Source organism: Cupriavidus sp. UGS-1, from assembly GCF_021213615.1.
GTDB lineage: Bacteria > Pseudomonadota > Gammaproteobacteria > Burkholderiales > Burkholderiaceae > Cupriavidus.
Genome location: NZ_JAJQJF010000016.1, coordinates 1 through 25,457, shown reverse-complemented (window position 1 = coordinate 25,457; position 25,457 = coordinate 1). Strand labels below are relative to the sequence as shown.

Annotated in this window: 21 protein-coding genes; 9 read left to right on the top strand and 12 right to left on the bottom strand. The window is 68.6% G+C overall.

Annotated elements, in window-relative coordinates:
- Positions 1-28 precede the first annotated feature (28 nt).
- The gene (locus LRR16_RS18810; protein WP_006578001.1) at positions 29-670 is read left to right on the top strand and encodes a glutathione S-transferase; all 642 of its coding nucleotides are present in this window, start codon (positions 29-31) and stop codon (positions 668-670) included.
- A gap of 195 nt (positions 671-865) precedes the next feature.
- On the opposite strand, the gene LRR16_RS18805 is transcribed toward LRR16_RS18810, so the two are convergent.
- Positions 866-2,029, bottom strand: coding sequence for a pyridoxal phosphate-dependent aminotransferase (locus LRR16_RS18805; RefSeq protein ID WP_064573147.1), 1,164 nt, complete (start codon positions 2,027-2,029; stop codon positions 866-868).
- Between the two features lie 52 nt (positions 2,030-2,081).
- The gene (locus LRR16_RS18800; RefSeq protein WP_232206796.1) at positions 2,082-2,615 is read right to left on the bottom strand and encodes a putative toxin-antitoxin system toxin component, PIN family; all 534 of its coding nucleotides are present in this window, start codon (positions 2,613-2,615) and stop codon (positions 2,082-2,084) included.
- 38 nt (positions 2,616-2,653) lie between these two features.
- Between LRR16_RS18800 and yaaA the strand changes: the two genes are divergently transcribed.
- Both yaaA and LRR16_RS18790 read left to right on the top strand, forming a co-directional pair.
- On the top strand, positions 2,654-3,451 hold the full coding sequence (gene yaaA, locus LRR16_RS18795) for a peroxide stress protein YaaA (RefSeq protein WP_006577998.1): 798 nt from the start codon (positions 2,654-2,656) through the stop codon (positions 3,449-3,451).
- A 98-nt stretch (positions 3,452-3,549) separates the two neighbouring features.
- Positions 3,550-4,719 carry a M14-type cytosolic carboxypeptidase gene (locus tag LRR16_RS18790; protein ID WP_006577997.1) on the top strand — a complete coding sequence of 390 codons (1,170 nt, stop codon included), beginning with the start codon at positions 3,550-3,552 and terminating at the stop codon, positions 4,717-4,719.
- Between the two features lie 54 nt (positions 4,720-4,773).
- Here the strand turns inward: LRR16_RS18790 and LRR16_RS18785 are convergent, their stop codons facing one another.
- The 3 genes from LRR16_RS18785 to LRR16_RS18775 form a co-directional block, all read right to left on the bottom strand.
- Positions 4,774-5,604 carry a BspC domain-containing protein gene (locus LRR16_RS18785; RefSeq protein WP_370646853.1) on the bottom strand — a complete coding sequence of 277 codons (831 nt, stop codon included), beginning with the start codon at positions 5,602-5,604 and terminating at the stop codon, positions 4,774-4,776.
- Between the two features lie 183 nt (positions 5,605-5,787).
- The gene (locus tag LRR16_RS18780; RefSeq protein WP_006578942.1) at positions 5,788-6,672 is read right to left on the bottom strand and encodes an N-formylglutamate amidohydrolase; all 885 of its coding nucleotides are present in this window, start codon (positions 6,670-6,672) and stop codon (positions 5,788-5,790) included.
- A gap of 25 nt (positions 6,673-6,697) precedes the next feature.
- Entirely contained in the window at positions 6,698-7,684 is a 987-nt protein-coding gene (locus tag LRR16_RS18775) for a tripartite tricarboxylate transporter substrate binding protein (RefSeq protein WP_064573151.1), read from the bottom strand.
- Positions 7,685-7,881: 197 nt separating this feature from the next.
- Here LRR16_RS18775 and gcvA point away from each other — a divergent pair, with 197 nt between their 5' ends.
- Positions 7,882-8,784 (top strand): transcriptional regulator GcvA, encoded by a 903-nt coding sequence (gcvA, locus tag LRR16_RS18770; protein ID WP_006578944.1) that lies wholly within the window; start codon positions 7,882-7,884, stop codon positions 8,782-8,784.
- A 124-nt stretch (positions 8,785-8,908) separates the two neighbouring features.
- On the opposite strand, the gene LRR16_RS18765 is transcribed toward gcvA, so the two are convergent.
- Genes LRR16_RS18765 through LRR16_RS18755 form a run of 3 tightly spaced genes read right to left on the bottom strand, consistent with a single transcriptional unit; the run spans position 8,909 to position 11,691 of the window.
- The gene (locus LRR16_RS18765) at positions 8,909-10,084 is read right to left on the bottom strand and encodes a VWA domain-containing protein (protein WP_006578945.1); all 1,176 of its coding nucleotides are present in this window, start codon (positions 10,082-10,084) and stop codon (positions 8,909-8,911) included.
- Between the two features lie 55 nt (positions 10,085-10,139).
- Entirely contained in the window at positions 10,140-10,745 is a 606-nt protein-coding gene (locus LRR16_RS18760; RefSeq protein WP_006578946.1) for a GNAT family N-acetyltransferase, read from the bottom strand.
- Positions 10,746-10,800: 55 nt separating this feature from the next.
- Positions 10,801-11,691 carry a MoxR family ATPase gene (locus LRR16_RS18755; RefSeq protein ID WP_064573157.1) on the bottom strand — a complete coding sequence of 297 codons (891 nt, stop codon included), beginning with the start codon at positions 11,689-11,691 and terminating at the stop codon, positions 10,801-10,803.
- 339 nt (positions 11,692-12,030) lie between these two features.
- Between LRR16_RS18755 and LRR16_RS18750 the strand changes: the two genes are divergently transcribed.
- The 3 genes from LRR16_RS18750 to LRR16_RS18740 all read left to right on the top strand — a co-directional run bounded on the left by LRR16_RS18750 (position 12,031) and on the right by LRR16_RS18740 (position 13,136).
- Entirely contained in the window at positions 12,031-12,378 is a 348-nt protein-coding gene (locus tag LRR16_RS18750) for a cytochrome c (RefSeq protein ID WP_006578948.1), read from the top strand.
- Positions 12,379-12,389: 11 nt separating this feature from the next.
- Complete coding sequence (locus LRR16_RS18745; RefSeq protein WP_064573158.1) at positions 12,390-12,788, top strand: c-type cytochrome; 399 nt, start codon at positions 12,390-12,392, stop codon at positions 12,786-12,788.
- Between the two features lie 93 nt (positions 12,789-12,881).
- A complete protein-coding gene (locus LRR16_RS18740; RefSeq protein ID WP_006578950.1) occupies positions 12,882-13,136 on the top strand; it encodes a DUF2442 domain-containing protein in 255 nt (84 codons plus the stop codon).
- A gap of 45 nt (positions 13,137-13,181) precedes the next feature.
- Here LRR16_RS18740 and aroG read toward each other — a convergent pair whose 3' ends face one another.
- The 4 genes from aroG to LRR16_RS18720 form a co-directional block, all read right to left on the bottom strand.
- Positions 13,182-14,261, bottom strand: coding sequence for a 3-deoxy-7-phosphoheptulonate synthase AroG (gene aroG, locus LRR16_RS18735; RefSeq protein ID WP_006578951.1), 1,080 nt, complete (start codon positions 14,259-14,261; stop codon positions 13,182-13,184).
- A 409-nt stretch (positions 14,262-14,670) separates the two neighbouring features.
- Positions 14,671-16,131 carry a metalloprotease TldD gene (gene tldD / locus LRR16_RS18730; protein ID WP_232206795.1) on the bottom strand — a complete coding sequence of 487 codons (1,461 nt, stop codon included), beginning with the start codon at positions 16,129-16,131 and terminating at the stop codon, positions 14,671-14,673.
- A 117-nt stretch (positions 16,132-16,248) separates the two neighbouring features.
- Complete coding sequence (locus LRR16_RS18725) at positions 16,249-17,130, bottom strand: carbon-nitrogen hydrolase family protein (protein WP_006578953.1); 882 nt, start codon at positions 17,128-17,130, stop codon at positions 16,249-16,251.
- 90 nt (positions 17,131-17,220) lie between these two features.
- Positions 17,221-21,564, bottom strand: coding sequence for a YhdP family protein (locus LRR16_RS18720; RefSeq protein WP_232206794.1), 4,344 nt, complete (start codon positions 21,562-21,564; stop codon positions 17,221-17,223).
- A 228-nt stretch (positions 21,565-21,792) separates the two neighbouring features.
- Between LRR16_RS18720 and glnE the strand changes: the two genes are divergently transcribed.
- Positions 21,793-24,603 (top strand): bifunctional [glutamate--ammonia ligase]-adenylyl-L-tyrosine phosphorylase/[glutamate--ammonia-ligase] adenylyltransferase, encoded by a 2,811-nt coding sequence (gene glnE, locus LRR16_RS18715; RefSeq protein WP_064573159.1) that lies wholly within the window; start codon positions 21,793-21,795, stop codon positions 24,601-24,603.
- A gap of 90 nt (positions 24,604-24,693) precedes the next feature.
- Positions 24,694-25,266: a rhombosortase gene (rrtA, locus tag LRR16_RS18710; protein WP_232206829.1), complete on the top strand. Its 573-nt coding sequence runs from the start codon at positions 24,694-24,696 to the stop codon at positions 25,264-25,266.
- Positions 25,267-25,457: the final 191 nt, after the last annotated feature.

Genomic DNA, 25,457 nt, shown 5'->3' with positions numbered 1-25,457 from the left:
AACGCAGCACAACAAAGGAGACATACCGATGCTGAAGCTCTGCGGCTTTGCCGCCAGCAACTACTACAACAAGGTCAAGCTGGCGCTGCTGGAAAAGAATGTGCCGTTCGAGGAGGTGCTGGCCTGGATCGGCGAGACGGACCTGAACGCCTCGCCGCTGGGCAAGGTGCCGTACATCGTCGCCGATGGCGGCACGCTGTGCGAATCGGAGGTGATCGCCGAATACCTGGAGGCCGCGTATCCGCAGACCCCGCTGCTGCCGGCCGATCCGCTGGCCGCCGGCAAGGTGCGCGAGCTGGTCACCTACATGGAACTGTATCTGGAACTGACCGTGCGGGAACTCTATCCCGAGGCGTTTTTCGGCGGCAAGGTCAGCGACGGGGTCAAGGAGCGCCAGCAGAAGCTGCTGACCCGCTACATTCCCGCCTTCGCCAAACTGGCGAAGTTCTCACCGTATGTGGCCGGCGACAGCTTCACGCTGGCGGACTGCGCCGCGGTGGTCCATCTGCCGCTGGTGTCGGCGTGCACCAAGATCATTTACGGCACGGACATGCTGGCCGACCTGCCGGTCAAGGACTATCTGAAGCGGATGAGCGAGCGGCCGACGGTGCAGAAGGTCAATGCGGACCGCAAGGCCAATACCGAGTTGATGCTGAGCCGGAACAAGTAAGGCGGCAGGGCGCTTCGAAACCACCCCCTCTGCCCAACCCTCTCCCCCTGACGGGGAGAAGGGGAACACCTCCGGCCGGCGAGTGCTTGCGCTGCTCGTCGTCACCGTACCGGTTTTCTCCGCTCTCCCGCTTGCGGGAGAGGGGCGGGGGAGAGGGTAACGGGCGGCCGCCTCGCGCCGCCCGCGCGCGCTATCTCACAGCTTGCGCAACCTCTCCAGCGCAAGCGCCAGCGTCTCTTCCCGCTTGGCGAAACAGAATCGCACCACGCCCGATTCGCGTGGCTGCGAATAGAACGCCGACACCGGAATCGCCGCGACGCCGATCTCGCGTGTCAGCCACATCGCGAAGTCCGCCTCGCTCATCTCCGAGATCGCCGAATAGTCGACGCACTGGAAATACGTGCCGTCCGACGGCAGCAGCTTGAAGCGCGTATCGGCCAGCCCCGCGCGGAAGTAATCGCGCTTGGCCTGGTAGAAGGCGGGCAATTCGAGATAGGGCGCGGGGTCCGCCATGTAGTCGGCCAGGCCGTGCTGCACCGGCGTATTGACGGTGAACACATTGAACTGGTGGACCTTGCGGAATTCGGCCATCAACGCGGCTGGCGCGGCGACATAGCCGACCTTCCAGCCGGTCACATGGTAGGTCTTGCCGAAGCTCGACACGACGAAGCTGCGCCGCGCCAGTTCCGGATGCCGCGCCACCGATTGATGCGACTGGCCGTCGTAGACCATGTGCTCGTAGACCTCGTCCGACAGCAGCAGGATATCGGTGCCTGCCAGCAGCTCCGCCAGCTGGCGCATGTCTTCCTCGCGCCAGATCGTGCCGGTCGGGTTGTGCGGCGTGTTGATCAGGATCATGCGCGTGCGCGGCGTGATCGCGGCCGCGAGGCGGTCGAACGGAATGCGGAAGTGCGGCGCGTCGAGCGTGACCGGCACCGGCTTGCCGCCGGCCAGTTCGATCGCCGGCAGATAGCTGTCGTAGCACGGCTCCAGCACGATCACTTCGTCGCCCGGATGGACCGCGCACAGGATCGCGGTCAGCAGCGCCTGTGTCGCGCCGGCGGTCACCGTGATTTCGCTGTCGGCGTCGTAGGCGCGGCCATAGAGCTTGCCGATCTTGTCCGCGATGGCCTGGCGCAGCTTCGGCACGCCCGCCATCGGCGGGTACTGGTTCAGGCCCGCCTGCATCGCGCGCGTGACCGCGTCGACGATCTTCGGGTCGCAGTCGAAGTCCGGAAAGCCCTGGCCCAGATTGACCGCATTCTTCTCGGCGGCGAGCGCCGACATCACGGTGAAGATGGTGGTGCCCACGTTGGGCAGGCGGGACGGGGGAGGGCTGAGCGGGGCGTCGGCGGACATGGCGTCAAGGATCAATCGTCAATCGGTTGCAGGTGTAAAGCCGGGGGCGATTCTAGCGCGGCCGCGCGGCCAGCCACGGCGCGAAGGCCTGCGGCGTCAGCACCGCGACGCCGCTGCTGCGGCGCAGCCGGCCCGCGAGCTTGAGCACCGCCTTGTCCTTCGACACCAGGCAATCGGCGCCGGCGAAGTGCGCCAGCTCGATGAATTTCTGATCGTCGCCGTCGCGGCAGCGCGGCAGCCGGATCGCCTCGGCCTGCGCCGGGCAGGGCGGTGCGACCGCGGTGGTCAGCCGGTCCACGGTGGCCAGCGCCTCGTCGATATCGACCTCGAAGCGGGCGAACTGCGGGTAGGCCAGCACGCGGCGCAATTCCTCGCGGCAATCGGCGCGGATCAGCGGCGCGATCGCGCCATCCTGCAGCGCGCTGCGGATCGGCTCGGCATGCCGATCGCGGAAGACCAGCAGGTCGATCCAGACGTTGGAGTCCAGTACCACGCGGGGGGCGGAAACGGCGGGCGGCGGCGATGCGCCATCGGCAAAGGATTCGGTGCCGGAAGCGGTGTCCGGCCCGGTAGAAGGGTTGAGCATTCGTTACAATCTGGACTTTGTTTCTGCCGCATTCTGCCATGTTGATCGTTCTGTCGCCCGCCAAGTCGCTGGACTACGAGACGCCGCCGCGCGTCCGGCCCCCGCTCAATGCCAGCCACCTGCCGCGGCTGATCCCGCGTTCGGCGCAGCTGATCGAACGTCTGCGCGCGCTGGCGCCGCAGGAAATCGGCACGCTGATGGACATCTCGGACAAGCTGGCGGTGCTGAACGCGACCCGCTATGCCGACTGGTCGCCCAAATTCACCGCGCGCAACAGCAAGCCCGCGGCGCTGGCCTTCAATGGCGATGTGTACGAGGGACTCGACGCGCCGAGCCTGTCGGACGACGACCTCGCCTTCGCGCAACGCCATCTGCGCATCCTGTCGGGCCTGTACGGCGTGCTGCGGCCGCTGGACTGGATGCAGCCGTATCGCCTCGAGATGGGCACGCGGCTGGCCAACGACGCGGGCAAGGATCTGTATGCGTTCTGGGGCGACGACGTAACGCAGCTGCTGAACAAGGATCTTGCCGCGCTGAAGGGCGAGGGCGCGCCGACGCTGGTCAATCTCGCTTCCGAGGAATACTTCAAGGTCGTCCGGCCCAAGGTGCTGGACGCGCGCGTGATCACGCCGGTGTTCGAGGACTGGAAGGGCGGCCGCTACAAGATCATCTCGTTCCACGCCAAGCGCGCGCGCGGCACGATGGCGCGCTTCGCGGTGACCCGGCGCATCACCGATGCGGCCGGCCTGAAGAAATTCGCGGAGGACGGCTACGCCTACGACGCGAAGGCGTCCGACGCGACGCGCTGGGTGTTCCGCCGCCGGCTGGAAGACTGACGACGCGTGCGCCCGGTGCGTCGGGGCGATGGTCCGATGGTCCGATGGGCTACGCACGGTGCCGGCCAAAAAACGAATTCGTCTTGCGAGGCTCAGACATGAAGACCGCAGCGCTGCATATCTCCAGCCGGTTCGATTCCGGCGCGATCGAAGTCGAGGCGCTGGATCGCGCCGACGATATCCGGCTGCGCATCCGCGCCGATTCGCATGCCGACTTCCGCCAGTGGTTCCATTTCGGGCTGCATGGCGCGGCCGGCCAGGCCTGCCGGCTGCAGTTCCTGAATGCCGGCGATTGCACCTATCCGGACGGCTGGCGCGACTACCGCGCGGTGGCCTCGTATGACCGCGTGCACTGGTTCCGCGTGCCGACGCGCTTCGACGGCCAGGTGATGACGGTGGAATTCACGCCGGCCCACGACAGCGTCTGGCTGGCCTATTTCGAGCCGTATGCCGAGGAGCGCCATCTGGCGCTGCTGGGCACCTGCCAGCGTTCGCCGCGCGCGCGGCTGACGCATCTGGGCAGCACGGTGCAGGGCCGCGACATGACCGTGGTGACGATCGGCGCGCCGCCCGAGGGTGCCAGTGACGGTGGCAATGACGGCCGCAAGACGATCTGGATGATCGCGCGCCAGCATCCGGGCGAAACCATGGCCGAATGGTTCGTCGAGGGCGTGCTGCAGCGGCTGACCGGCACCGGCATCTGGGCGGGCGACGGCGTCGCCGAGCGGCTGCTGCAGAAGGCCGTGTTCCATATCGTGCCGAACATGAACCCGGATGGCTCGGCGCTCGGCAATCTGCGCACCAACGCGGCCGGCGCCAACCTGAATCGCGAATGGATGGCGCCGAGCCTCGAATCCAGCCCCGAGGTCTATCACGTGCGCCGCGCGATCGAATCGACCGGCTGCGACCTGTTCTTCGACATCCACGGCGACGAGGGGCTGCCCTACAACTTCATCGCCGGCAGCGAGATGCTGCCGAGCTTCACCGAGTCACAGCGCGTCGCGCAGGCGCGTTTCGTCGAGGCGTTCAAGCGCGCCACGCCGGACTTCCAGGACGTGCATGGCTATGCCGCGAGCAAGTACAACGCCGATGCGCTGAAGCTGGCCTCGAAGTACATCGGCCACGCGTTCGGCTGCCTGTCGCTGACGCTGGAGATGCCGTTCAAGGACAATGCCGACCTGCCGCAGCCCGAGGTCGGCTGGAACGGCGCCCGCAGCGCGCTGCTGGGCGCGGCGATGCTGCAGGCGATCCTGGCGCAGCTGGACTGAGCGACGCCGCCGCGCAAGGCGGCGGTGATGCCGCCGCGATGCGGCGCGGCAGGGTCAGCGCGACGGCTTGCTGGTCTTTTTCGTCGACTTGCTGGAAGAGGTCGACTTCGCCGCGGCCTTCTTGGTGCTGGCCGACGACCTGACCGACGTGGCCTTGCCCGAACGGCTGGACCTGGTTGCCTTGGCCTTGCGGCCCTTGTTGGCCGTGGCATTGCGCGGTGCCACGCTGACGGCCGGCCTGGCGGCCGGTTCGACGATGATGTCGCCGTCGTCGTCCAGCAGTTCGTAGGCCAGCATCATGCCGTCGTCATAGCCGCAGCGGACCTTGACCGGGTCCCAGCGCGATTGGCCCGATTGCCCGTGGCGGCGATGCGCGGCGGCGGAGAAGGTCACCACCGAGGTGACCGGCACGGCCTGCTTGCCGCGCGAGAAGCGGCCTTCCCAGCTTTCGACCGAGGCCTGGCCCGAGGCCAGCGCGCCGGTCGGAATGCGCAGCGCGTCGTAGGTCGCCGAGCGCGGCACCACCCAGCTCGCGTGCGCGGCGCAGTCGGCCACGTCGGCGCTGGCGTTCTCGCTGCGCATCAGCTGCTGGCGCATCTGCGCACGGTATTCGGCCAGGCTGACGCGGCCGGTGGGCGGCAGCGTCACGGTCTTGGTCGGGGAGTTGTCGTTGTCCGGCGGTGGTACCGCCTGCTTGTCGGAGTACGAGGTCGCGCCGCGCGGTGCGGGCGCGGCGGCCTGCGGTGCGGGGCCCGCGGCAGGGGCCTGGGCCTGCTGGCCCGCGGTGGTGCCCGGCTCGTCGGGGGCGGTGGCGCAGGCGGCCAGCATCAGGGCGGCGGTTGCGGCGGCAAGCGCGCGCAGCCGCATGGAAATTCGTCGGATCACGGGATCTGCTTGCTTCGGGGGCGAAGTGGTTGGCAAAAGACTGCCATGATAGAGGAAACCCTTTGCACAAAGTTCCTCGGCGCCGCCAACCTAGGGTCAGTCCCGACCTGCGGCAGGGCCCGATCCGGGGCCCTGGGGAGCCACCGGATCGGGCCGGACCGATACCGGCCCGGTGCCTGACGTTCAGCGCATCGTGCCGGCCGAGCGCGCGAAGCGGTCGAGCTCGGCGAGCAGCGCGTTCAGATCGCGCTTGAGCTTGTCGAAGCCCGCATTGCGGGTCAGCGCCACCTCGTCCATATACAGCTTGCGATTGATCTCGAGCTGCAGGCTGTGACGGCCTGCCTGCGGCTGGCCGACCACGCGGACGATCTCCACGCCCTTGTACGGGTGGTTGCGCCAGACGTCGTAGCCCATGTCCTTCAGCACGCCTTCGACCAGGTCGGTGAAACGCTTGTCGCAGGTGGTGCCGTCGCGGTCGCCGACGACGAAGTCCGGATGCTGCAGGCCAGGATGCTCGGTCGCGTACTGCGCCGCTTCGCTGGGCATCGAATGGCAGTTGATGTGCCACGCGCTGCCGTGCTCGGCGATCGCCCGGTCGGCCAGCTTCTGCAGCTGCGCGTAGTAGGGCAGGTAGTAGCGCTCGATGCGCGCCTGCACCTCGGCCACGCTCAGCGGGCGATCGTAGATCGCCTCGCCGGTGTCGAGCACGCGCCAGACCAGGCCCTTGCCGAGCCGGGTCTTGGGCGTTTCCTGCATCGGGCCGGGCCACGGGGCGTCGAGCAGGGCCTGGTCGATCTCCTCGATGCCGCGGTTGGCATCGAGGTAGCTGCGCGGAAAGCCCGCGCACAGCAGCGCAATGCCCTGCTTCGGCGCGTCGGCGTACAGCTCGTCGACGAAGGTGTCCTCGGCCTGGCGCAGCAGGTTCAGCGGCAGCCCGGCGGCGTAGCGGAAGTCCGCCGGGTAATTGGTGGCGCTATGCGGTGAATCGAGAAAGAGCGGGCTGCTCTCGCCTTCCGGCAACTGCAGGAAGTAAGGGCGCTCCGCGCTCTTTCGGTCTGCTTCGGTCATGATGCTTGCGGCTTGGTCTTGCGGCTTAGTCCATCGAGATCTTGGCGGCGGCGGCGATGCGCTTGTTCTTGGCCACTTCGTTCTTGATCTGCGTGGCGAACTGCGCCGGCGTGTCGCCGACCGGGGTCGCGCCCAGCTTCTCGAACTTCTCCTTGACCTCGGGCATCGCCAGCACCTTGACGGTGGCGTCGTGCAGTCTGGTCTGGATGTCGGCCGGCAGCTTGGCCGGCGCGATCAGGCCGAACCACGACGAATCGTTGACTTCGGCCAGGCCCAGCTCGGCGAAGGTCGGCACGTTCGGCAGCGCGGCGACGCGCTTGGGCGCGGCCACGGCCAGCGCGCGCAGCTTGCCGCCCTGGATGAACGGCAGCGACGACGGCAGGTTGTCGAACAGGATCTGCACCTGGTTGGCCAGCGTGTCGTTCAGCGCAGGGCCCACGCCCTTGTACGGCACATGCAGCAGCTCGGTCTTGCTGCTCAGCTTGAACAGCTCGCCCATCATGTGCGACACGCTGCCGTTGCCGGCCGAGCCGTAGGCCAGCTTGTTCGGCTGCGACTGCGCCAGCGCGATGAAGGCCTTCATGTCGTTGGCCTTGACCGACGGGTGGACGCTCATCACGTTCGGCACCGAGGCCAGGTTGGTGATGGTGGTGAAGTCCTTGGTCGCGTCGTACTGCAGGCGCGGGTAGATCGCCGGGTTGATGCCGTGGGTCGAGGCGGTGGCGATGCCGATCGTGTAGCCGTCCGGCGTCGCCTTGGCCAGGTAGCTGGTGCCGATGCTGCCGCCGGCGCCGCCGCGGTTGTCGACCACCACGGCTTGGCCCAGTTGCTGGCCCAGCTTGTCGGCGACGATGCGGGCGACGATGTCGGTGGTGCCGCCGGCCGGGAAGGGCACGACCAGCGTGATCGGCTTGGTCGGGTACGAACCCTGCGCGGCAGCCTGGAACGACAGGCCGGCGGCCAGGGCGGCCGAGCCGGCAGCGATGAGGCGGAGCATGTTACGGCGTTGCATGAATGATCCTGAAATGGGAGTCCAACACGGGATGGGGGAGAAAGGGCGCCGGCAGCGCGGGCCCGTCTTTGCTGTGCTAGAAAGCCTCGTTGAGCTTTGCTTGCGATTCTGCGCAAATCTGCAAGAACCGTGCAAACGAATTAAAATCGCACGGTCATTCCATTTGGTCGTGAAGTCTGGGAGATCGAGGAAGTCGCATGCGGCGCCTATGCCCGTCGTTGACCGGGCTGCAGGCCTTCGAGGCCGCCGCCCGTCATCTCAGTTTTACGCTGGCCGCCCGCGAGCTCCATGTCACGCAGGGCGCGGTCAGCAAGCAGGTCCGCCAGCTCGAGTCGTCGCTCGGCGTGGACCTGTTCGAACGCGTCCGTCAGCGGCTGCTGCTGACCGATGCCGGCCGGCGCTATCTGGAGCGGATCCGGCCCAGCCTGCAGGAGATCGAGGCCGCCACCGTCGAGCTGGTGGCCAGTCAGGGCCGCGGCGGCACGCTGCACATCGCCAGCATGCCGACGCTCGGCGCCAAGTGGCTGATTCCGCGGCTGCCGCAGTTTTTCGAGCGGCATCCCGAGGTCACGCTCGAATTCGTGCCGCACGCGCAGGGCTATGACTTCTCGCAGCCGGACCTCGACGCGGCGATCCGCTTCGGCGACGGCGTCTGGCCGGGCAGCCTGGCGGACTACATGACCGGCCGCGAGGTGCTGCCGGTATGCCGGCCGGGTTTGCTTGCCAACGAGCCCAACGGCGTGGCCGCGTCGCCGCAGGCGCTGCTGAACTATCCGCTGCTGCACCATACGACGGTGCCCGAGGCATGGTCCGACTGGCTGGGCGAGCTCGGCGTGACGACGCGCGAGGCCTGGAGCGGTCCGCGCTTCGACCAGTTCTCGCTGCTGACGCAGGCCGCGCTGTCGGGCCTGGGCATCGCGCTGATCCCGCGCTGCCTGATCGAGCAGGAACTGGCCAGCGGCGCGCTGGTGGTCGCGCATCCGGCGCGGGTGCTCAGCAAGAAGGGCTATTACCTGTGCTATCCGGAGCAGAAGCAGCATCTGCCGGCGCTGCAGACATTCCGGCAGTGGCTGATGGAAGGGGTCGACGTGGTGGTGTGAGGTGTCGCCTGTCGTCGTCCCCGCGCAGGGGGGGGACCCAGTGCCTTTGCCATGCCGATGTCGCCGATTTCAAGTCGCTGGGTCCCCGCCTTCGCGGGGACGACAGCAGGTACGGCGGAACGGTCTATTTCGACAGCACCTTCATCGCCTGCTCGAGCCCGGCGATGGTGACCGGATACATCCGCGCCTTCATGATCTGGTTGATCACCGAGATCGACTGGCGGTATTGCCACAGCCCCTCCGGCTCGGGATTGAGCCAGACGAAGCGCGGGAACTGGTCGATCAGCCGGTTCAGCCAGACCGCGCCCGCCTCGGGATTGTTGTATTCGACCGACCCGCCCGGCTGCAGGATCTCGTACGGGCTCATGGTCGCATCGCCGACGAAGATCACCTTGTAGTCCGGCGTGTACTTGTGGATCAGGTCCCAGGTGGCGATCTTTTCCGCGTGGCGGCGGCGGTTGTTCTTCCACACGTAGTCGTAGACGCAGTTGTGGAAGTAGTAGTACTCCAGATGCTTGAACTCGGTCTTGGCCGCCGAGAACAGCTCCTCGACGCGCTTGATGTGGTCGTCCATCGAGCCGCCGACATCCATCAGCATCAGCACCTTGACCTTGTTATGCCGCTCCGGGCGCAGCTTGATGTCGAGCAGGCCCGCGTTGGCCGCGGTCGAATGGATGGTGTCGTCCAGATCGAGTTCGGTGTCGGCGCCTTCGCGCGCGAACCGGCGCAGCCGCCGCAGCGCGACCTTGATGTTGCGCGTGCCCAGTTCGACCTGATCGTCGTAGTCCCGATAGGCGCGCGTCTCCCAGACCTTGATCGCGGTGCGGTTACCCTTGGACGGGCCGCCGATACGGATGCCCTCGGGGTTGTAGCCGCCGTGGCCGAACGGCGAGGTGCCGCCGGTGCCAATCCACTTGTTGCCGCCCTCGTGCTTTTCCTTCTGCTCTTCCAGCAGCTGCTTGAGCCGCTCCATCAGCTTGTCGAGCCCGCCCATCGCCTCGATCTTCGCCTTCTCCTCGGCCGACAGCTCGCGCTCCAGCGTCTTCTGCAGCCAGTCGAGCGGAATGTCGGACTTCCAGTCGACCAGGTTCTCGACGCCCTTGAAGTAGGCCGCGAAGGTCTGGTCGAACTTGTCGAAGTGCTTCTCGTCCTTGACCAGCGTCATGCGCGACAGGTAGTAGAACTCGTCGATCGACGGCGCGATCACCTGGGCCTTCAGCGCCTCCAGCATGGTCAGGTATTCCTTGACGGATACCGGCAGCTTGGCGTGCCGCAGCGAGAAGAAGAAGTCGATCAGCATGGCGGGTCTCGGTGTCGCGGGTGGCTGGCTGGGCGAGGGGAGAAAGCCCCGGCGCTCAGCGCGGCATCTCCAGGCGGTAGTGCAGATGGCGCTTCACCGTCGGCCATTCGCTGGCGATGATCGAGAAGACCACGGTGTCGCGCAGCGAGCCGTCGGCCATCACCTGGTGGTTGCGCAGCACGCCGTCCTGCTTGGCGCCGAGCCGCGCGATCGCGGCGCGGCTCTGGTGGTTCATCCAGTGCGTGCGGAATTCGACCGCGATGCAGCGCAGCTGCTCGAAGGCGTGCGCCAGCAACAGCAGCTTGCACTCGGTGTTGACCGCGGTGCGCTGCACGCTTTGCGCATACCAGGTGTGGCCGATCTCGAGCCGCCGGTGGGTCTCGTCGACATTGAACATCCGCGTCGAGCCGACCACCGGGCCCACGACGCCGTCCTGCACGCGCCGCACCACGAACGGCATCGCGCCGAGGCGGTCGCGCTGGTCCAGTGCGGTGTCGATCCACGCGCGCAGGCCGTCTGGCGTCGGCACCGACGTGTACCACAGCTTCCACAGCTCGCCGTCGCTGGCGGCCGCGCGCAGCTCGGTTTCATGCGCGGCGTCGAGCGGTTCGAGCATGACGTGCCGGCCTTCCAGCACGATCGGCGCGATCAGACGGGTCATCGAGATTCCTGGCGAAGGTTGGACGTTCCGGGTTCGACGAGGGCAGAGCGGGCGGTCAACGATTGGCGCGGTTCATGAAGACCAGCCGCTCGAACAGATGCACGTCCTGCTCGTTCTTCAGCAGCGCGCCGTGCAGCGGCGGGATCGCGGCCTTCTTGTCCGGGCTGCGCAGCGCCTCGGGCGGAATGTCCTCGGCCATCAGCAGCTTGAGCCAGTCGATCAGCTCCGAGGTCGACGGCTTCTTCTTCAGGCCCGGCAGGTTGCGCATCTCGTAGAAGGCCTCGAGCGCGGCGGCGACCAGCTCGCGCTTGATGCCGGGATAGTGGACGTCGACGATGCGCTGCATCGTGTCGGCGTCGGGGAACTTGATGTAGTGGAAGAAGCAGCGGCGCAGGAAGGCGTCCGGCAGCTCCTTCTCGTTGTTCGACGTGATGATGACCAGCGGGCGATGCTTGGCGCGGATCAGTTCGCGCGTCTCGTAGACGTAGAACTCCATCCGGTCGATTTCGCGCAGCAGGTCGTTGGGGAATTCGATGTCCGCCTTGTCGATCTCGTCGATCAGCAGCACCACCGGCTCGTCGGACTCGAACGCCTGCCACAGCACGCCCTTGACGATGTAGTTGCGGATGTCGTGAACGCGATCGTCGCCGAGCTGGGAGTCGCGCAGGCGGGACACCGCGTCGTATTCGTACAGGCCCTGCTGTGCCTTGGTGGTCGACTTGATATGCCATTGCAGCAGCGGCATGCCCAGCGCGGCGGCCACTTCCTCGGCCAGCATGGTCTTGCCGGTGCCGGGCTCGCCCTTGATCAGCAGCGGACGCTGCAGTGTGCGCGCGGCATTGACGGCAAGCTTCAGGTCGTCGGTGGCCACGTAGTGGGCGCTGCCCTCGAAGCGGGCGGAGGGGGCGGCAGAGGCGCCGGCGGCGGCTTGGGCGGTATCGGTCATGTCGCGTTCTGAGGCTCGTTCGGAGGCTTCGTTCGGGTCGGAATGGACCAGTATAAAAGAGCTTTCCCGTTCGCGTGCGCCCACGGCGCCGCTCTATGGACTGCCGCGTGCCGCGTGCGGTACAATGCGCCGGTTTGACGCGCCCCCACGTACGTCCATCCTCCTTCCCCTGCCGCCACGTCGCACCCCGGCGGCTCCGGTCGGGAAGCGGCGATCACGAAAGAATGGCCGGCATGACGGTCGATGCGCGCGGCCTCGGCCGTGCATTCGGCGGGAGTTCCATGTCTGGCCGCTCGGGCAGGTCACGCAAGGTTCAATCCTTCCAATCCGACTACGACAATGAAAAAGCTCCTCACGATGGTGGTGCTGGGCGCCGCCGCGACGGCAGCGCAGGCCCAGGAAGTCAAGGGCAATGTGGAGGCAGCCCGGGATAAGGTGGCGATGTGTATCGGCTGCCACGGTATTCCGGGATATCGGGCTTCGTTTCCCGAGGTGTACGAAGTGCCGATGATCGGGGGCCAGAGCGCGAAGTACATCGCGAACGCGCTGCAGGAATACAAGAAGGGTGGCCGCAAGCATCCGACGATGCGCGGCATCGCGGCGACGCTGAGCGACCAGGATATCGCCGATGTGGCTGCGTACTACGCGCAGCAGAAGCGCGATACCCGCGACAATCCGCAGAAGTGAGAGGACCCGACATGAAGACGCTCAAGACGCTCTCGTTCGCGCTCGGCGCACTGGTGCTGGGTGCCTCGGCGATGTCGGCCTCCGCCGCCGATGTCGAAGCCGGCAAGGCCCTGGTGCAGAAGGGCAATTGCGCCGCCTGCCACGGCGCCGACATGAATTCCCCGATCGCGCCGGACTATCCGAAGCTGGCTGGCCAGCACGCCAGCTATCTGTACCACGCGCTCGTCGCCTACCAGATCCACGGCAACCCGCAGGTCGGCCGCTCCAACGCGATCATGCAGGGCCAGGTCAACGCCAACCCCGGCGTGGTCGGCAAGGACGGCAAGCCGCGTCCGTTCACCCGGCAGGAACTGAAGGACATGGCCGCCTATCTCGAATCGCTGCCGGGCGATCTGGTGTTGAAGAGGTAAGCTCGGTCGATTGAAAAAAAAGCCGCTTCATGATGAAGCGGCTTTTTTATTTTTCAGGAGAATGCCAAGCAATTCAATCCTGGAACAACTGAAATGGCCGCATGGCACGTCACCCGTCTGGCTGTCCTGCCAAATTACCGACTGGACGTTGAATTCGCCGATGGCACGCGCGGCATCGTGGACATGTCCCGCGATGATTTCCATGGCGTGTTTGCGCCGTTGGCGGATGAAGCCTATTTCGCCAAGGCGTCCATTGCCGACGGCGCAGTGGTGTGGCCAAACGGGGTCGATATTGCGCCGGACGCGATGTATGAGGACGTGACCGGGCGCCCGTTGATGGGATCGTAGGCGCCCGCACGACGATGGCGGCGTATCGGCCGCCAGATCAATGTTTCAGTTTCCGCTGCCCTTCGCCAGCCGCCGTGCCTTCACTGCATTCGCCAGAATCTCCAGCACGCGCACCGAGTCGTCCCAGCCGATGCAGGCGTCGGTGACCGACTGGCCGTAGGTCAGCGAGTCGATCGGCGCGCCCTGGACATGGTCCTGGCGGCCCGCGATCAGGTGCGATTCGACCATCACGCCGATGATGCGATCGTCGCCGGCGGCGAGTTGGCGGCCGATGTCCTCGCAGACCGGGATCTGGTTCTCATGCTTCTTGCTGCTGTTGGCGTGCGAGGCGTCGATCATCAGCCGCGCGGCGAGCCCGGCCTTGGAAATCGCATCGCAGGCCTGCTGCACGCTGTCGGCGTCGTAGTTCGGGTTCTTGCCGCCGCGCAGGATGATGTGGCAGTCCTCGTTGCCCGAGGTCGATACGATCGCCGAATGGCCGCCCTTGGTCACCGACAGGAAATGGTGCGGCTGCGACGCGGCCTTGATCGCATCGACGGCGATCTTGACGTTGCCGTCCGTGCCGTTCTTGAAGCCGACCGGGCACGACAGTCCCGAAGCCAGCTCGCGATGCACCTGCGATTCGGTGGTGCGCGCGCCGATCGCGCCCCAGCTGACCAGGTCGGCGATGTACTGCGGCGAAATCATGTCGAGATATTCGGTGCCGGCGGGCAGGCCCATCTCGCTGATGTTGAGCAGCAGCTCGCGCGCGGTGCGCAGGCCATCGTTGATCTTGAAGCTGCCGTCCATGTGCGGATCGTTGATCAGCCCCTTCCAGCCGACCGTGGTGCGCGGCTTCTCGAAGTAGACCCGCATCACGACCTCGAGCTCGTTGCTGAAGCGATCGCGCTGCTCCTTCAGCAGCTTGGCGTATTCGAGCGCGGCGCGGGTGTCGTGGATGGAGCAGGGGCCGATGATGACGATCAGCCGGTCGTCCATGCCGTGCAGGATCCGGTGCATCGCCTGGCGCGCGCCGTAGATGACGTCCGACGCCTTCTCCGACAGGGAGAACTCGCGGATCAGGTGCGCCGGCGGCAGCAGCTCCTTCAGTTCGCGAATACGAAGGTCGTCGGTGTTCTTCAACATGATGGCTCCAGGTCTTGTCAGGTCGTGAGGGGTGGGGGGATTCGGTATTCGGGTGCCGCGGCAGCGGCGGGAAAATCGGGCCAAAAAAAAGCCGCCAGTTCTGCTGGCGGCTTTTTTGCAATCTTGGGAGGCGCTTACGACTGATCCTCTCCTTCCGCCAGCGGTGCGAGATCGCTAAAAAAGTAAAAGTAAAGCTTGGCGGACATCAGGGAGGACAGGGCGGTATTCAGTCTTGAATCAGTCGGTACTGCGCTGGTTTTCGTCGGTTTTTCGTGCCGGCCAGACGGCGGGCGTCGACGACGAAGCCACTTTATAGCCCGTTTCTGCAAGCTTGGCAAGCGCGCCGAAAGGGCCGGGCGGTGCCGGCTGTGGCGTCGGCGCAGCAGCGGCGCCGACGCCGGACGGCGCGTCAGGCGGTGCCGCCTACCGTCATGTTCTCGATGCGCAGCGTCGGCTGGCCCACGCCGACCGGCACGCTCTGACCCTCCTTGCCGCAGACGCCGACGCCCGAATCCAGCCGCATGTCGTTGCCGATCATCGTGACGTCCTTCAGCGATTCCGGGCCGTTGCCGACCAGCGTCGCGCCCTTGACCGGCGCGGTGATCTTGCCGTCCTCGATCAGATAGGCCTCGCTGGCCGAGAACACGAACTTGCCGTTGGTGATGTCGACTTGGCCGCCGCCGAAGTTGACCGCGTACAGGCCGCGCTTGACGCTGGCGATGATTTCCTGCGGGTCGCGGTCGCCGTTCAGCATGTAGGTGTTGGTCATGCGCGGCATCGGCAGCGCGGCGAAGCTCTCGCGGCGCGCGTTGCCAGTCACCGGCATCTTCATCAGCCGCGCGTTCAGCGTGTCCTGGATATAGCCGCGCAGGATGCCGTCCTCGATCAGCGTGGTGCACTGGGTCGGGTTGCCCTCGTCGTCGAGGTTCAGCGAACCGCGGCGGCCCTCCAGCGTGCCGTCGTCGACCACGGTGACGCCCTTGGCCGCCACGCGCTCGCCCATGCGGCCGGCGAAGGCCGACGAGCCCTTGCGGTTGAAGTCACCTTCGAGCCCATGGCCCACCGCCTCGTGCAGCAGCACGCCGGGCCAGCCCGGGCCGAGCACGACCGTCATCGCGCCGGCCGGCGCGGGGCGCGCCTCCAGGTTGACCAGCGCCGATGACACGGCCTCGTCGACGTAGGTGCGCAGCAGCTCGTCGCTGAAGTAGCCGTAGTGGTAGCGGCCGCCGCCGCCCGAGGTGCCCATCTCGCGGCGGCCGTTCTGCTCGGCGATCACGGTGACCGACACGCGCACCAGCGGGCGCACGTCGGCGGCGATCACGCCATCGCTGCGCGCGATCAGCACCACGTCGTATTCGCCGGCCAGGCCCGCCATCACCTGCACGATGCGCGGATCCTTGGCGCGCGCCATCTTCTCGACGCGCTCGAGCAGCGCGACCTTCTCGGCGGCCGGCATCGAATCGAGCGGATCGTTCGGCGCATAGAGGTCGCGGCCGCCATGCGAGGCCAGCGAGCCGGCCACCTTGGTGCGGCCGCTGCCGACCTTGCCGATGGTGCGCGTCGCGGCGCTGGCCTGCAGCAGCGCCTCCAGGCTGATCTCGTCGGAGTAGGCGAAGGCGGTGCGGTCGCCGGACACGGCGCGCACGCCGACGCCCTGGTCGATATTGAAGCTGCCCGACTTGACGATGCCTTCCTCAAGGCTCCAGGCTTCGCTGCGGGTGTACTGGAAATACAGGTCGGCGTAGTCGACCTTGTGCGTGAAGATGTCGGCCAGCACGCGCTGCAGCTGGGCTTCGTCGAGCCCGTACGGGGTCAGCAGCAGCTGCTGCGCGGTGGCGAGATTGCGGATTCCGAGATCGCCGGCGTTCATGAATGTCCTCTGTTGGATTCGGTGTCGCGCTGCCCGGCGTCGGGCCGGCAGCCGCAAGGGTGGGGCGCCGGCCGATGCGGCGCCCGGGTGTTCGGATCGGTGCTACGGGTGTCCATGCTACAGCACCCGGTGGCGCAGCGCAGGCAGGTTCTGCCGCACTTCGGCGATGCGCGCCGGGTCCAGCGTGCCGCTGACCACGCCCTCGCCCTCTGGCAGCATGGCCAGCACCTCGCCCCAGGGATCGACCAGCATCGAGTGGCCCCAGGTACGGCGGCCGTTCTCGTGCTTGCCGCCCTGGGCCGCGGCCAGCACATAGCACTGGTTCTCGATCGCGCGGGCGCGCAGCAGGATTTCCCAATGCGCCTGCCCGGTCGTGTAGGTGAAGGCGGCCGGCATCAGGATCAAGGCCAGGCCGTTGTCGCTGTCGGTGCTCGCCATCTGCCGATATAGCTCGGGGAAGCGCAGGTCGTAGCAGACCGACATCGCGACCCGGCCGCACGGCGCATCGAAGGTCACCGGCTCGCGGCCGGCCAGGATCGTGCGCGACTCGTCGTAGCGCTCCTCGCCGCGGGTAAAGCCGAACAGGTGGATCTTGTCGTAGCGCGCCACCCGTTCGCCCTGCGGATCGAAGGCGAGCGAGCTGTTGCGGACCCGCTCGGCGTCCTCGCACCACAGCGGCAGCGTGCCGCCCACCAGCCAGATGCCGTGGCGCCGTGCGGCATCGGCGAGGAAGCGCTGGATCGGCCCGTCGCCGTCCTGCTCGCGCACCGCGACCTTGTCGCTGTCCTGGCGGCCCATCAGGCAGAAATACTCGGGCAGCAGCACCAGTTCGGCGCCGCCGCGCGCGGCCTCGGCGATCAGCGCGTCGGCGCGCGCCAGATTGGCGTCGAGGCCGGTGCCGGTCACGGTCTGGATCGCCGCAACACGCATCGCGCGCGGCGCGGCGGAGCGTGTAGCGATCGGGTTGGCTGGCGTGGTGGCGGGGTCGGCGGCTGGCATGACGTTTCCTCGGCGCGATGGCGAACATTGCGGCAATTGCGGTAATTGCGGCAATTGCGGCGGTTACGGCAATTACGGCAATTACGGCAATTACGGCATGTAGGACTGCTCGGGCTGGCGGCGGTCGGGTGCGCGCCGTTGCCCGTCGGCGTTATTGTCGCCCACCTTGGCAATACGCGGCTCGGCCCAGCTGCCGGTGACCTTGTAGTGCTGGGTGAAGGCCTTGGAGAACTCGTCGGCGAACAGCAATTGCGCCGCCAGCGTGCCGATCCCCAGCGCCGGATTGATGAAGGCGGCCGCGACGGACGCCGAGGTCGCGTTGATGCGCGGCACCAGTGCGACCTCGAGATCCTGCGTTTCCTGCGGGATATTGGCGCTGCCCGTCATCGCCGCGCTGACCTGCGGGCTCTTCAGCCGGAAATCGCTGGTGCTGGCGATGCCGTTCTCGATGGTGCCGGTCGCGCTGATCTCGTCGAATACCAGGCCCTGGCCCGCGATGCCGCGAAAGTCCAGCGTCACCAGACGCAACACGCTCTGCAGGCTCAGCACGCCCAGCAGCTTGGCGGCGCCGGGCTCGACGCTGACGATGTGGCCATTGTCGAGCTTCAGTGCGATGCGGCCGTTCAGCGAGGCGTAGTCGATCGCCAGCGGCGAGCCGATCCAGCGGATGCGGCCCTCGAGCTTGCCCTTGCCGTCGCGCAGCGTGTGCGGCATGCCGAGCCGGTCGAGCACGTCGCCGGCATTGCGCACGTCGACGTTGAAGCTGAGCAGCGTGCGGCGCTGGCCGCCGGCCTTGCCGCTGTCGCGCACGCGGCGCGGCACGCGCCAGCTGCCCTGGCCGGTGAAGGTTGCGCCGGGCTGCTCCAGCGTCAGCGCTTCCAGCGTCCAGACCGGTTCGCCATTGTCGAGCGCGCTGTGCGCCTTGACCTGCAGCTTGCCGAAGTCGTGGCCGCGCAGTTCGAAGTGCTCGGCCTGCAGGTCGATCGACGGCAACTCCTCGATCTGGCCGGCCAGCGCGTCGGCAACCTGGCTGGTGTCCTGGCTGTCGGGAATGTTCAGCCGCGACAGCCGCAGTGTCAGCGCGCCGCCCGGGCTCGACGGCACCGCGCGCCACTGCATCTGGCCGGCGATCTGGCGCGAGTCCAGGCGGAACTGCCAGCCCGGATCGCCGGACTGGGGCGCGCGCACGGCGTCCAGCGTCACGTCGTCGAGCTCGCGGCCGAAGGCAAGCAGCGTGCGCGAACGCGCGGTGATGCGCTCCGGCATGTACGAGGCCGTGATCGGCCCCCGCGCGGCGCCGTCCTTGTCGCCGGCGGGGCCGCCCGCCAGCGCCGCCCGCCAGCCGTCCAGGTCGAAACGCTCGACCGCCAGCGCGGCGCTGACACCGGTCGCGGGCGTGGGCGCCGGCTGGCCGATGCCGATGCCGCCGTTGACCACCTCGAGGCCGCCGGCGCCACGGCGCAGCAGGTAGCGCGCGCTGAGCATCGCGCCGTATTGCAGTTCGAGTTCTTCATGGCCCGCGCGTCCGGCCAGCGGGCGCAGTTCGAAGCGCAGCGGCGCGCTCTGGCCGGCCGGCTTGGCCAGCGGGGCGGGCAGGTCGACCGCCATGCCGGCCAGGTCGGCGGTGAACGAGATCACCGGCTGGCGTTCGCGCACGCCGATGACGGCCTGGTAGCTGGCATTGCCGTCGAAGCGGCGCGCCAGCGGGCTCAAGCCGGCGCTGGCCAACGCCTCGGCGATGCCGCGCGAATTGGCGCTGCCGGCCGCGGTCACGCGCACCGTGCCGTCGGACTGGCTGCCGCCGCTGGCGCGCACCTCGCCGCCGAGCAGTCGCGCGCGCACCGCGTCGAGCTGAAAGCCGTGCTCGTTGAAGACCACCGTGCCGGTGGCGCCGCCCAGTACCGGCAGGCCCGGCGCCAGTACCACGTCGTTGCCGGTCAGCCGGTACTGCCCGTCCACCTTGCTGCGCGCGGCATCGGCCAGCGGCAGATCGAGCTTCAGCCGCAGTTCGCCATTGCCCTGGCCGCGCGCCTCGCCGGTGAAGTTGCCGGTCCACTCGCGCACCGGGCTGCTGGCGATATAGCGCAGGAAGCCCTGCATCGGGCCGCTGGCGCTGCCGTCCAGCGTCAGCCGTCCGCGGTGGTCCAGCTCGTCGATGCGGCCCTTGATGTCGCGCAGCGCCACGCCGGGCAGGCCCTGCACCGCAGCGCGCTCGACGTTCAGCGCCATCGCGCCGCGCTCGAATTGCAGGCTGCCGTCGATCTCGGTGAACAGCGGCCAGAGCGGTTTGCCGTCGGGACCGTGCGGATCGATCTGATACGACGCCTGCCGCAGCGGCACGTCGACGCGGAAGTCGCCATGCCGCGCGGCGTCGCCTTGGAAGGGGAAGTGGGCGAGATCGCCCTTGACCTGGAAGCGCACCGCCTCGGACTCGCCGCCGGCCAGCGCTCCCGCCAGATAGTGGCGCGTGCTGGCCGGGACGTGCAGCGGCAGGTAGCGCGGCACGCGCGCGACCTGCGCGCGGGCCAGCTCGCCGTCGAGCTCGGCAATGCCGGCATGGCCGTCGCCGCCTTCGCGCCAGCTGCCGCGCACGGTGCCGGCCGTATCGGCGTTGGCGAAGCGGATGCCGTCGCTGCGCACCGCCAGCTTGCCGCCCTCTCGCCGCCACTGGAACGCGCCGGCCAGTTCGTCGAAGGGCAGGCGCGGGTCTTCGAATACGCCGGGGAAGGTCAGCGTGGCCTGGGTGCCCTCGAAGCGCGCGTTGCCGCCCTGCTGGTCGAAGGAGAAGCTGCCGGACAGGCCGCTGAAGCCGGGCACGCCCAGATTCGCGTGGCCGTCCTTGTCGTAGGCCGGTTCGGCCGGCTGTTCGCGCACCGACACGTTGCGCAGCGTGCCTTGCACCTGGTAGCGGGTGGGGCCGCCTTGCCGCTGCAGCAGGCCGCCGCGCTCGCGCGCCCAGGTGATGTCGAGATTGTCGAGGCGGCCCGATGGCCGCAGCGCGCGCACCTTGCGCGCCAGCGCGGTATCGAGCGGCATCGCGGTCGACAGCGCGCGCAGCGCGTCGAGATCGAGCGTCGGCGCCTTCAGTGCCAGCCGCCGCAGCGCGCCGTCGTCGTCGCGCGCCCAGCGCAGCGTGACGCGGCGCATGCCCTCGCGCCAGGCGCCGCCGCTGGCCTGCGCCTGCGCGCCGGCGGGCTCCCACAGCAGCGTGTCGACGGTCAGCTGGTTGTCGGCGCCCTCGCGCCGATGCAGCAGCAGTGCCTGCGACTGGTTCAGCCGCAACGGCTCCGCAGCGCCGGCCAGGCGCAGGTCGACCGCATTGGCGCGCAGCCGGGCCTGGCTGCGCAGCACCTCGCCATTGGCGAACTCGATGGTGCCGTCGCTGCTGAGCACGCCGCTGTCGACCTGCTCGAACAGGCTCGAATAGCGCTGCACGGCCGGCAGTTGCAGCTGGCCGATATCCCAGCTGGCCTGGCCGCGCCAGTTGCGCCAGTCTCCCTGCGCATGCAGATAGGTATGGCGGAAGGTGCCGGTGACCACCAGCGGGCGGGCGGCCAGCGCGGCCGAGCGCGCTTCCAGCCGCAGGTCGTGGCGGGCGCCGCTGCGGGTGGAGCGCAGCAGGATGTCGCCGACTTCCAGCACCGGCAGGCTCCGCTGTTCGTCGAGCCAGCGCACCTTGCCGCCGGTCAGCGTGACCGAGCCCTGTGCCAGCAGCCAGTCGAGGAAGCGATGGTCGTCGCCGCTGCTGTCCTGCATGCGGACCGGCATGCCGGCCACCTCGAGCTTGCCTTCGGCGGAGCGGTGCACCAGCACGTCGGCGCGGTTGGCATCGAAGCGGGCGAAGCGCAGCTCGAGCGCGCTCAACGACTGCCAGGACAGCGCGCCCTGCAGCGTGTCCGCCGACAGCAGCACGCGCTGCTGCTCGTCGACCAGCCGCACGCCGCGCGCATGGAAGGCCGGATGCCAGCCATCCCAGGAGGTCTCCAGCGTGGCGATGGTCAGCTGGGCCGACAGCGCCTCGGAGCCGCGTTGCTCCAGCCACGCGCGTGCGCCGGCGGCCTGCGGCCACAGCACGAAACGCATCAGCAGGAACAGCACCGCGGCGACGGCCGCCAGCGCGACGCCGATGCGCAGCAGCCAGCGCGCGATCCAGCCCCAGCAGCGGTGCCGTAGCGCGGCGGCGACGGCGCGCCCGGTGGCGCGGGGCGAAGCCTTCAGACGGCCGATCAGTTGGCCGGCCCGGCGGCGCCAGGCCGAGGTCGAAAACGACTTGCCGGAGGCATGGGAACTGGAGGAGGTGGGATCGGAGCCTGGGATGGGCGCGGGACCGGCGGCGGCAGCGGCACCAGCGCTCGAACCCTCCGGCCCTTGAGCTGCTGCCGCGCCGCTGGACGGGGTGGGGCGTTCGGCGGGTGGGGTGGCGCGGCTGGACATGCGCAGATTATCCGACAATACTAGCCGCTCTCCAATTCGAAGCCAGCCCGGGCGGCGTTACCGGTGGCGCATGGTTCCTCGCGCGGCGATCCTCGGCCGCGATCCATCCAAGTGACAGGAATGACTTCCCCAGATATCCCGAGTTCCCAGGCGGGCGCCGGCGGGCACGCTGCCGCCGCTGACGCAGTTGCACCGGATGCCGCCACCGCGGCCGGCGGCCTGGGCGGCATGGCCAGCGGCGCCTTCGCGCTGACCGCCGCGACCGGTCTCGATCCCGCCGATTGCGAGGGACACGCATTGTACTCGGCGGCCGCCTCGCACTACGTGCGGCGCATGATGCAGGCCCGGCCCGAACTGCCGGCGCTGGTCGCGCAAGCCAGCGCCGAGCCGCTGACGCGGGTCTGGATGGAAGCGCGGCTGACGGCGCTGCGGCAGCCCGCCGCCGATGCCGAGCAGGCGATCGGCCAGGCGCTGCGCCGGCTGCGCGCCGAGGTGATGTGCACCGTCATCGAGCGCGATCTGCGTGGCCTGGCCACGCTGGCCGAGGTGACCGGCGCGATGACGGACCTGGCCGAACTGTCGATCCAGCATGCGCTGGCCACGCTGACCGACGACATGGCACCGACCTTCGGCCGTCCCGTCGGCGAGCACAGCGGCGAAGTGCAGGAACTGATCGTGGTCGGCATGGGCAAGCTCGGAGGCCGCGAGCTGAATGTGTCGTCCGACATCGACCTGATCTTTCTGTACGACGAGGACGGCGATACGCAGGGCGGGCAGCGCAGCCTGTCGAACCACGAATATTTCACGCGTCTGGGCCGCCGCCTGATCAGCGTGCTGGCGGAGACCACGGCCGACGGCTATGTGTTCCGCGTCGACATGCGCCTGCGTCCCAATGGCGATGCCGGCCCGCTGGCCTGCAGCCTCGGCATGCTGGAGGAGTACCTGGTGGTGCAGGGACGCGAATGGGAACGCTATGCCTGGATCAAGGGCCGCGTGGTGTCGTCGATCGCCACGCCGCACGCGCAGCGCGCGGCCGACCAGCTGGCGCGGCTGACCACGCCGTTCGTGTTCCGCCGCTATCTCGATTACGGCGTGATCGCCGCGATCCGCTCGCTGCATGCGCAGATCCGCGCCGAGGCCGCCAAGCGCAGCGGCGGCCTGGCCGGGCACGGCGTCAACCAGCGCTCGGCCGACATCAAGCTCGGGCGCGGCGGCATTCGCGAGATCGAATTCATGGCGCAGGTGTTCCAGCTGATCCGCGGCGGCCAGGACCTGGCGTTGCGCGCGCGGCCGACGCTGGAGGTGCTCGCGATCGCGGTCGAGCGCGGGCTGCTGCCGGCCGGGCAGGCGCTGCAGCTGTCCGATGCCTATCGCTTCCTGCGCCAGCTGGAACACCGGCTGCAGTATCGCGACGATGCGCAGACCCACCATCTGCCGACCAGCGACGAGGAACAGGCCGCGGTCGCGCGGATGATGGGCTGTCCGGACTGGCCCGCGCTGCTGGCTCGCCTGGCCGAGCTGCAGGAGCCGGTGGCGCAGCAGTTCGAGGTCACCTTCTCGGACCCGGAGCAGGGCCAGACGCCCGCCGAGACGCTGTGGCCGGCGCTGGCGCATGGCGACGACGAGGAGGCGCCGTGCGCGCGGCTCGCGCAGGCCGGCTATTCCGACTGTGGCGGGCTGCTCGAGCGGCTGCGCGCCACCGCGAGCTCGCCACGCTATCGCGCGCTGTCCGAGCAGAGCCGGGCGCGCTTCGACCTGCTGGTCAATCGTGCGCTGGACCTGGCGGGGCGGCAGGACGACGCCGATGCCACCATCGCGCGCTTTCTCGACTTCTTCGATGCGATCAGCCGGCGCGCCTCCTATCTGTCGCTGCTGTCCGAATATCCGCAGGCGATGGAGCGCGTCGCCCATACCCTGCACGCGTCGCGCTGGGCCGCCAGCTATCTGACGCGTCATCCGCAGCTGCTCGACGAATTGCTCGACGCCGAGGCGCTGGCCAGCGTGCCCGACTGGGAGGGCTTCCGCGCCCGGCTCGGCGAGCGCCTGCTCGCCGCCCACGGCCAGGTCGAGGCCCAGATGGATATCCTGCGCCGCGAGCACCATGCGGAGACCTTCCGCGTGCTGCTGCAGGACCTGCACGGCAGGCTGACGGTCGAGCAGATCGCCGATCGCCTGTCCGACCTGGCCGACGCGATGCTCGACGTCACGCTGACCGCAGTGTGGCAGCAGCTGCCGATGCGCCATCGCGACACGCCGCGCTTCGCGGTGATCGCCTACGGCCGGCTGGGCGGCAAGGAGCTCGGCTATGCGTCCGACCTCGACATCATCTTCCTGCACGACGACGAGGACGACGGCGCGGCCGAGATCTACGCAGCCTATGCGCGCCGCCTGATCACCTGGCTGACCAGCCATACCGCGGCGGGCATGCTGTTCGACGTCGACACGCGGTTGCGCCCGAACGGCGCCGCCGGGCTGCTGGTCACCAGCTTCGAGTCGTTCCGCCGCTATCAGCTGCGCCAGGGCGACAACACCGCCTGGGTTTGGGAGCATCAGGCGCTGACGCGCGCGCGCTTCTGCGCCGGCGATCGCGAACTCGGCGCGCGCTTCGAGCGGCTGCGCGAGGAGGTCCTGCGCCAGCCGCGCGATGCCGACACGCTGCGCCAGGAAATCGTTGCGATGCGGCACAAGGTGGCCGAAGGCCATCCGAACCGCGGCGACCGCTTCGACCTGAAGCACGATCGCGGCGGCATGGTCGACATCGAATTCACCGTGCAGTATCTGGTGCTGCTGCACAGCCGTGCCCATCCGGAGCTGACGCGCAACGCCGGCAATATCGCGCTGCTGCGGATGGCCGGGCAGCTCGGCCTGATCGACGCCACGCTGGCCGAATCGGTCGGCGACGCCTACCGGACCTTCCGCGCGCGCCAGCACAAGCTGCGGCTCGACGGCCAGGATCAGGCGCGCGTGCCGCCACAGACGATCGAGGCGCAGGCACGCGATGTGCGGGCGCTATGGCAGGCCGTGTTCGGCGAGGACTGAGCGCCGGTGGGCGTTGAGCACGACGGCGGCGCCCCGCCGGCCACGGCGCCGTCCTCGACATGGCGGCGCGCACTGCCGGCCCTGGGCGCGATGGCAGCGATCGGCGCGCTGTCGGCCGCATTCACCTTCGTGCCGTGGCTGCATGCGCACGGCCTCTATCTGCGCGATGCGCTGATGCTGCCCGGCGGCGACCGCCAATGGTGGCGGCTGCTGACCGCGATGTGGGTCCATCTGGATGGACGCCACTGGCTCGGCAATCTGCTGGCGGCGCTGGGCTTGCTGCTGCTGACGGGCCGTGCCGCCGGCGCACGGCAAATGCTGCTGGCCCTGGTGGTCTGTGGGGTCGCGGTGCAGGCCGCGCTGCTGTGGCAGCCCGCGGTGCGCTGGTATGGCGGCCTGTCGGGCGCGCTGCATGGACTGGCGGTCTGGGGCGCCTTGCGTCTGCTGGCGGCCGACCGCCGGTCGCGCGCGATCGGCGTTGCGCTCGCCGCCGGCGTGCTGCTCAAGCTGTGGGTCGAACAGTCGTGGCTCGCACCGGTGCGCTTCGACGCGGCATGGGGGTTTGGCGTGGTGCGGGCGGCCCATTCGGCCGGCGCGGTCGCCGGCTTCGGCTGGTGGCTCGCCCAACAGTGGTGGGCGCAGCGGCGCGCCGCCGGAGGCTAGCGCGCCGGCCTTCGATTCAACGTGGCTCCCGACGGCGACGGCCCGCGGGCAGCCACAGGCCGAACAGACCGGCCAGCGCCAGTGCCGCGCCGCCCCACAGCGGCACGGCACCGCCGCCGCCGCCATCGTCTCCACCACCGCCATTGCCGCCGCCGGTGCCGCCGCCGGTGCCGCCGCCGGTGCCGCCGCCG

Coding starts and splice junctions, on each gene's coding strand:
- LRR16_RS18790 (WP_006577997.1), top strand. CDS start 3,550: ATGAAGACCGCAGCGCTGCATATCTCCAGCCGGTTCGATTCCGGCGCG.
- LRR16_RS18720 (WP_232206794.1), bottom strand. CDS start 21,564: ATGTCCAGCCGCGCCACCCCACCCGCCGAACGCCCCACCCCGTCCAGC.
- LRR16_RS18805 (WP_064573147.1), bottom strand. CDS start 2,029: ATGTCCGCCGACGCCCCGCTCAGCCCTCCCCCGTCCCGCCTGCCCAAC.
- LRR16_RS18745 (WP_064573158.1), top strand. CDS start 12,390: ATGAAGACGCTCAAGACGCTCTCGTTCGCGCTCGGCGCACTGGTGCTG.
- LRR16_RS18780 (WP_006578942.1), bottom strand. CDS start 6,672: ATGACCGAAGCAGACCGAAAGAGCGCGGAGCGCCCTTACTTCCTGCAG.
- gcvA (WP_006578944.1), top strand. CDS start 7,882: ATGCGGCGCCTATGCCCGTCGTTGACCGGGCTGCAGGCCTTCGAGGCC.
- LRR16_RS18800 (WP_232206796.1), bottom strand. CDS start 2,615: ATGCTCAACCCTTCTACCGGGCCGGACACCGCTTCCGGCACCGAATCC.
- glnE (WP_064573159.1), top strand. CDS start 21,793: ATGGCCAGCGGCGCCTTCGCGCTGACCGCCGCGACCGGTCTCGATCCC.
- LRR16_RS18810 (WP_006578001.1), top strand. CDS start 29: ATGCTGAAGCTCTGCGGCTTTGCCGCCAGCAACTACTACAACAAGGTC.
- LRR16_RS18725 (WP_006578953.1), bottom strand. CDS start 17,130: ATGCCAGCCGCCGACCCCGCCACCACGCCAGCCAACCCGATCGCTACA.
- tldD (WP_232206795.1), bottom strand. CDS start 16,131: ATGAACGCCGGCGATCTCGGAATCCGCAATCTCGCCACCGCGCAGCAG.
- aroG (WP_006578951.1), bottom strand. CDS start 14,261: ATGTTGAAGAACACCGACGACCTTCGTATTCGCGAACTGAAGGAGCTG.
- yaaA (WP_006577998.1), top strand. CDS start 2,654: ATGTTGATCGTTCTGTCGCCCGCCAAGTCGCTGGACTACGAGACGCCG.
- LRR16_RS18760 (WP_006578946.1), bottom strand. CDS start 10,745: ATGACCCGTCTGATCGCGCCGATCGTGCTGGAAGGCCGGCACGTCATG.
- LRR16_RS18765 (WP_006578945.1), bottom strand. CDS start 10,084: ATGCTGATCGACTTCTTCTTCTCGCTGCGGCACGCCAAGCTGCCGGTA.
- LRR16_RS18775 (WP_064573151.1), bottom strand. CDS start 7,684: ATGCAACGCCGTAACATGCTCCGCCTCATCGCTGCCGGCTCGGCCGCC.
- rrtA (WP_232206829.1), top strand. CDS start 24,694: ATGGCAGCGATCGGCGCGCTGTCGGCCGCATTCACCTTCGTGCCGTGG.
- LRR16_RS18755 (WP_064573157.1), bottom strand. CDS start 11,691: ATGACCGATACCGCCCAAGCCGCCGCCGGCGCCTCTGCCGCCCCCTCC.
- LRR16_RS18750 (WP_006578948.1), top strand. CDS start 12,031: ATGAAAAAGCTCCTCACGATGGTGGTGCTGGGCGCCGCCGCGACGGCA.
- LRR16_RS18740 (WP_006578950.1), top strand. CDS start 12,882: ATGGCCGCATGGCACGTCACCCGTCTGGCTGTCCTGCCAAATTACCGA.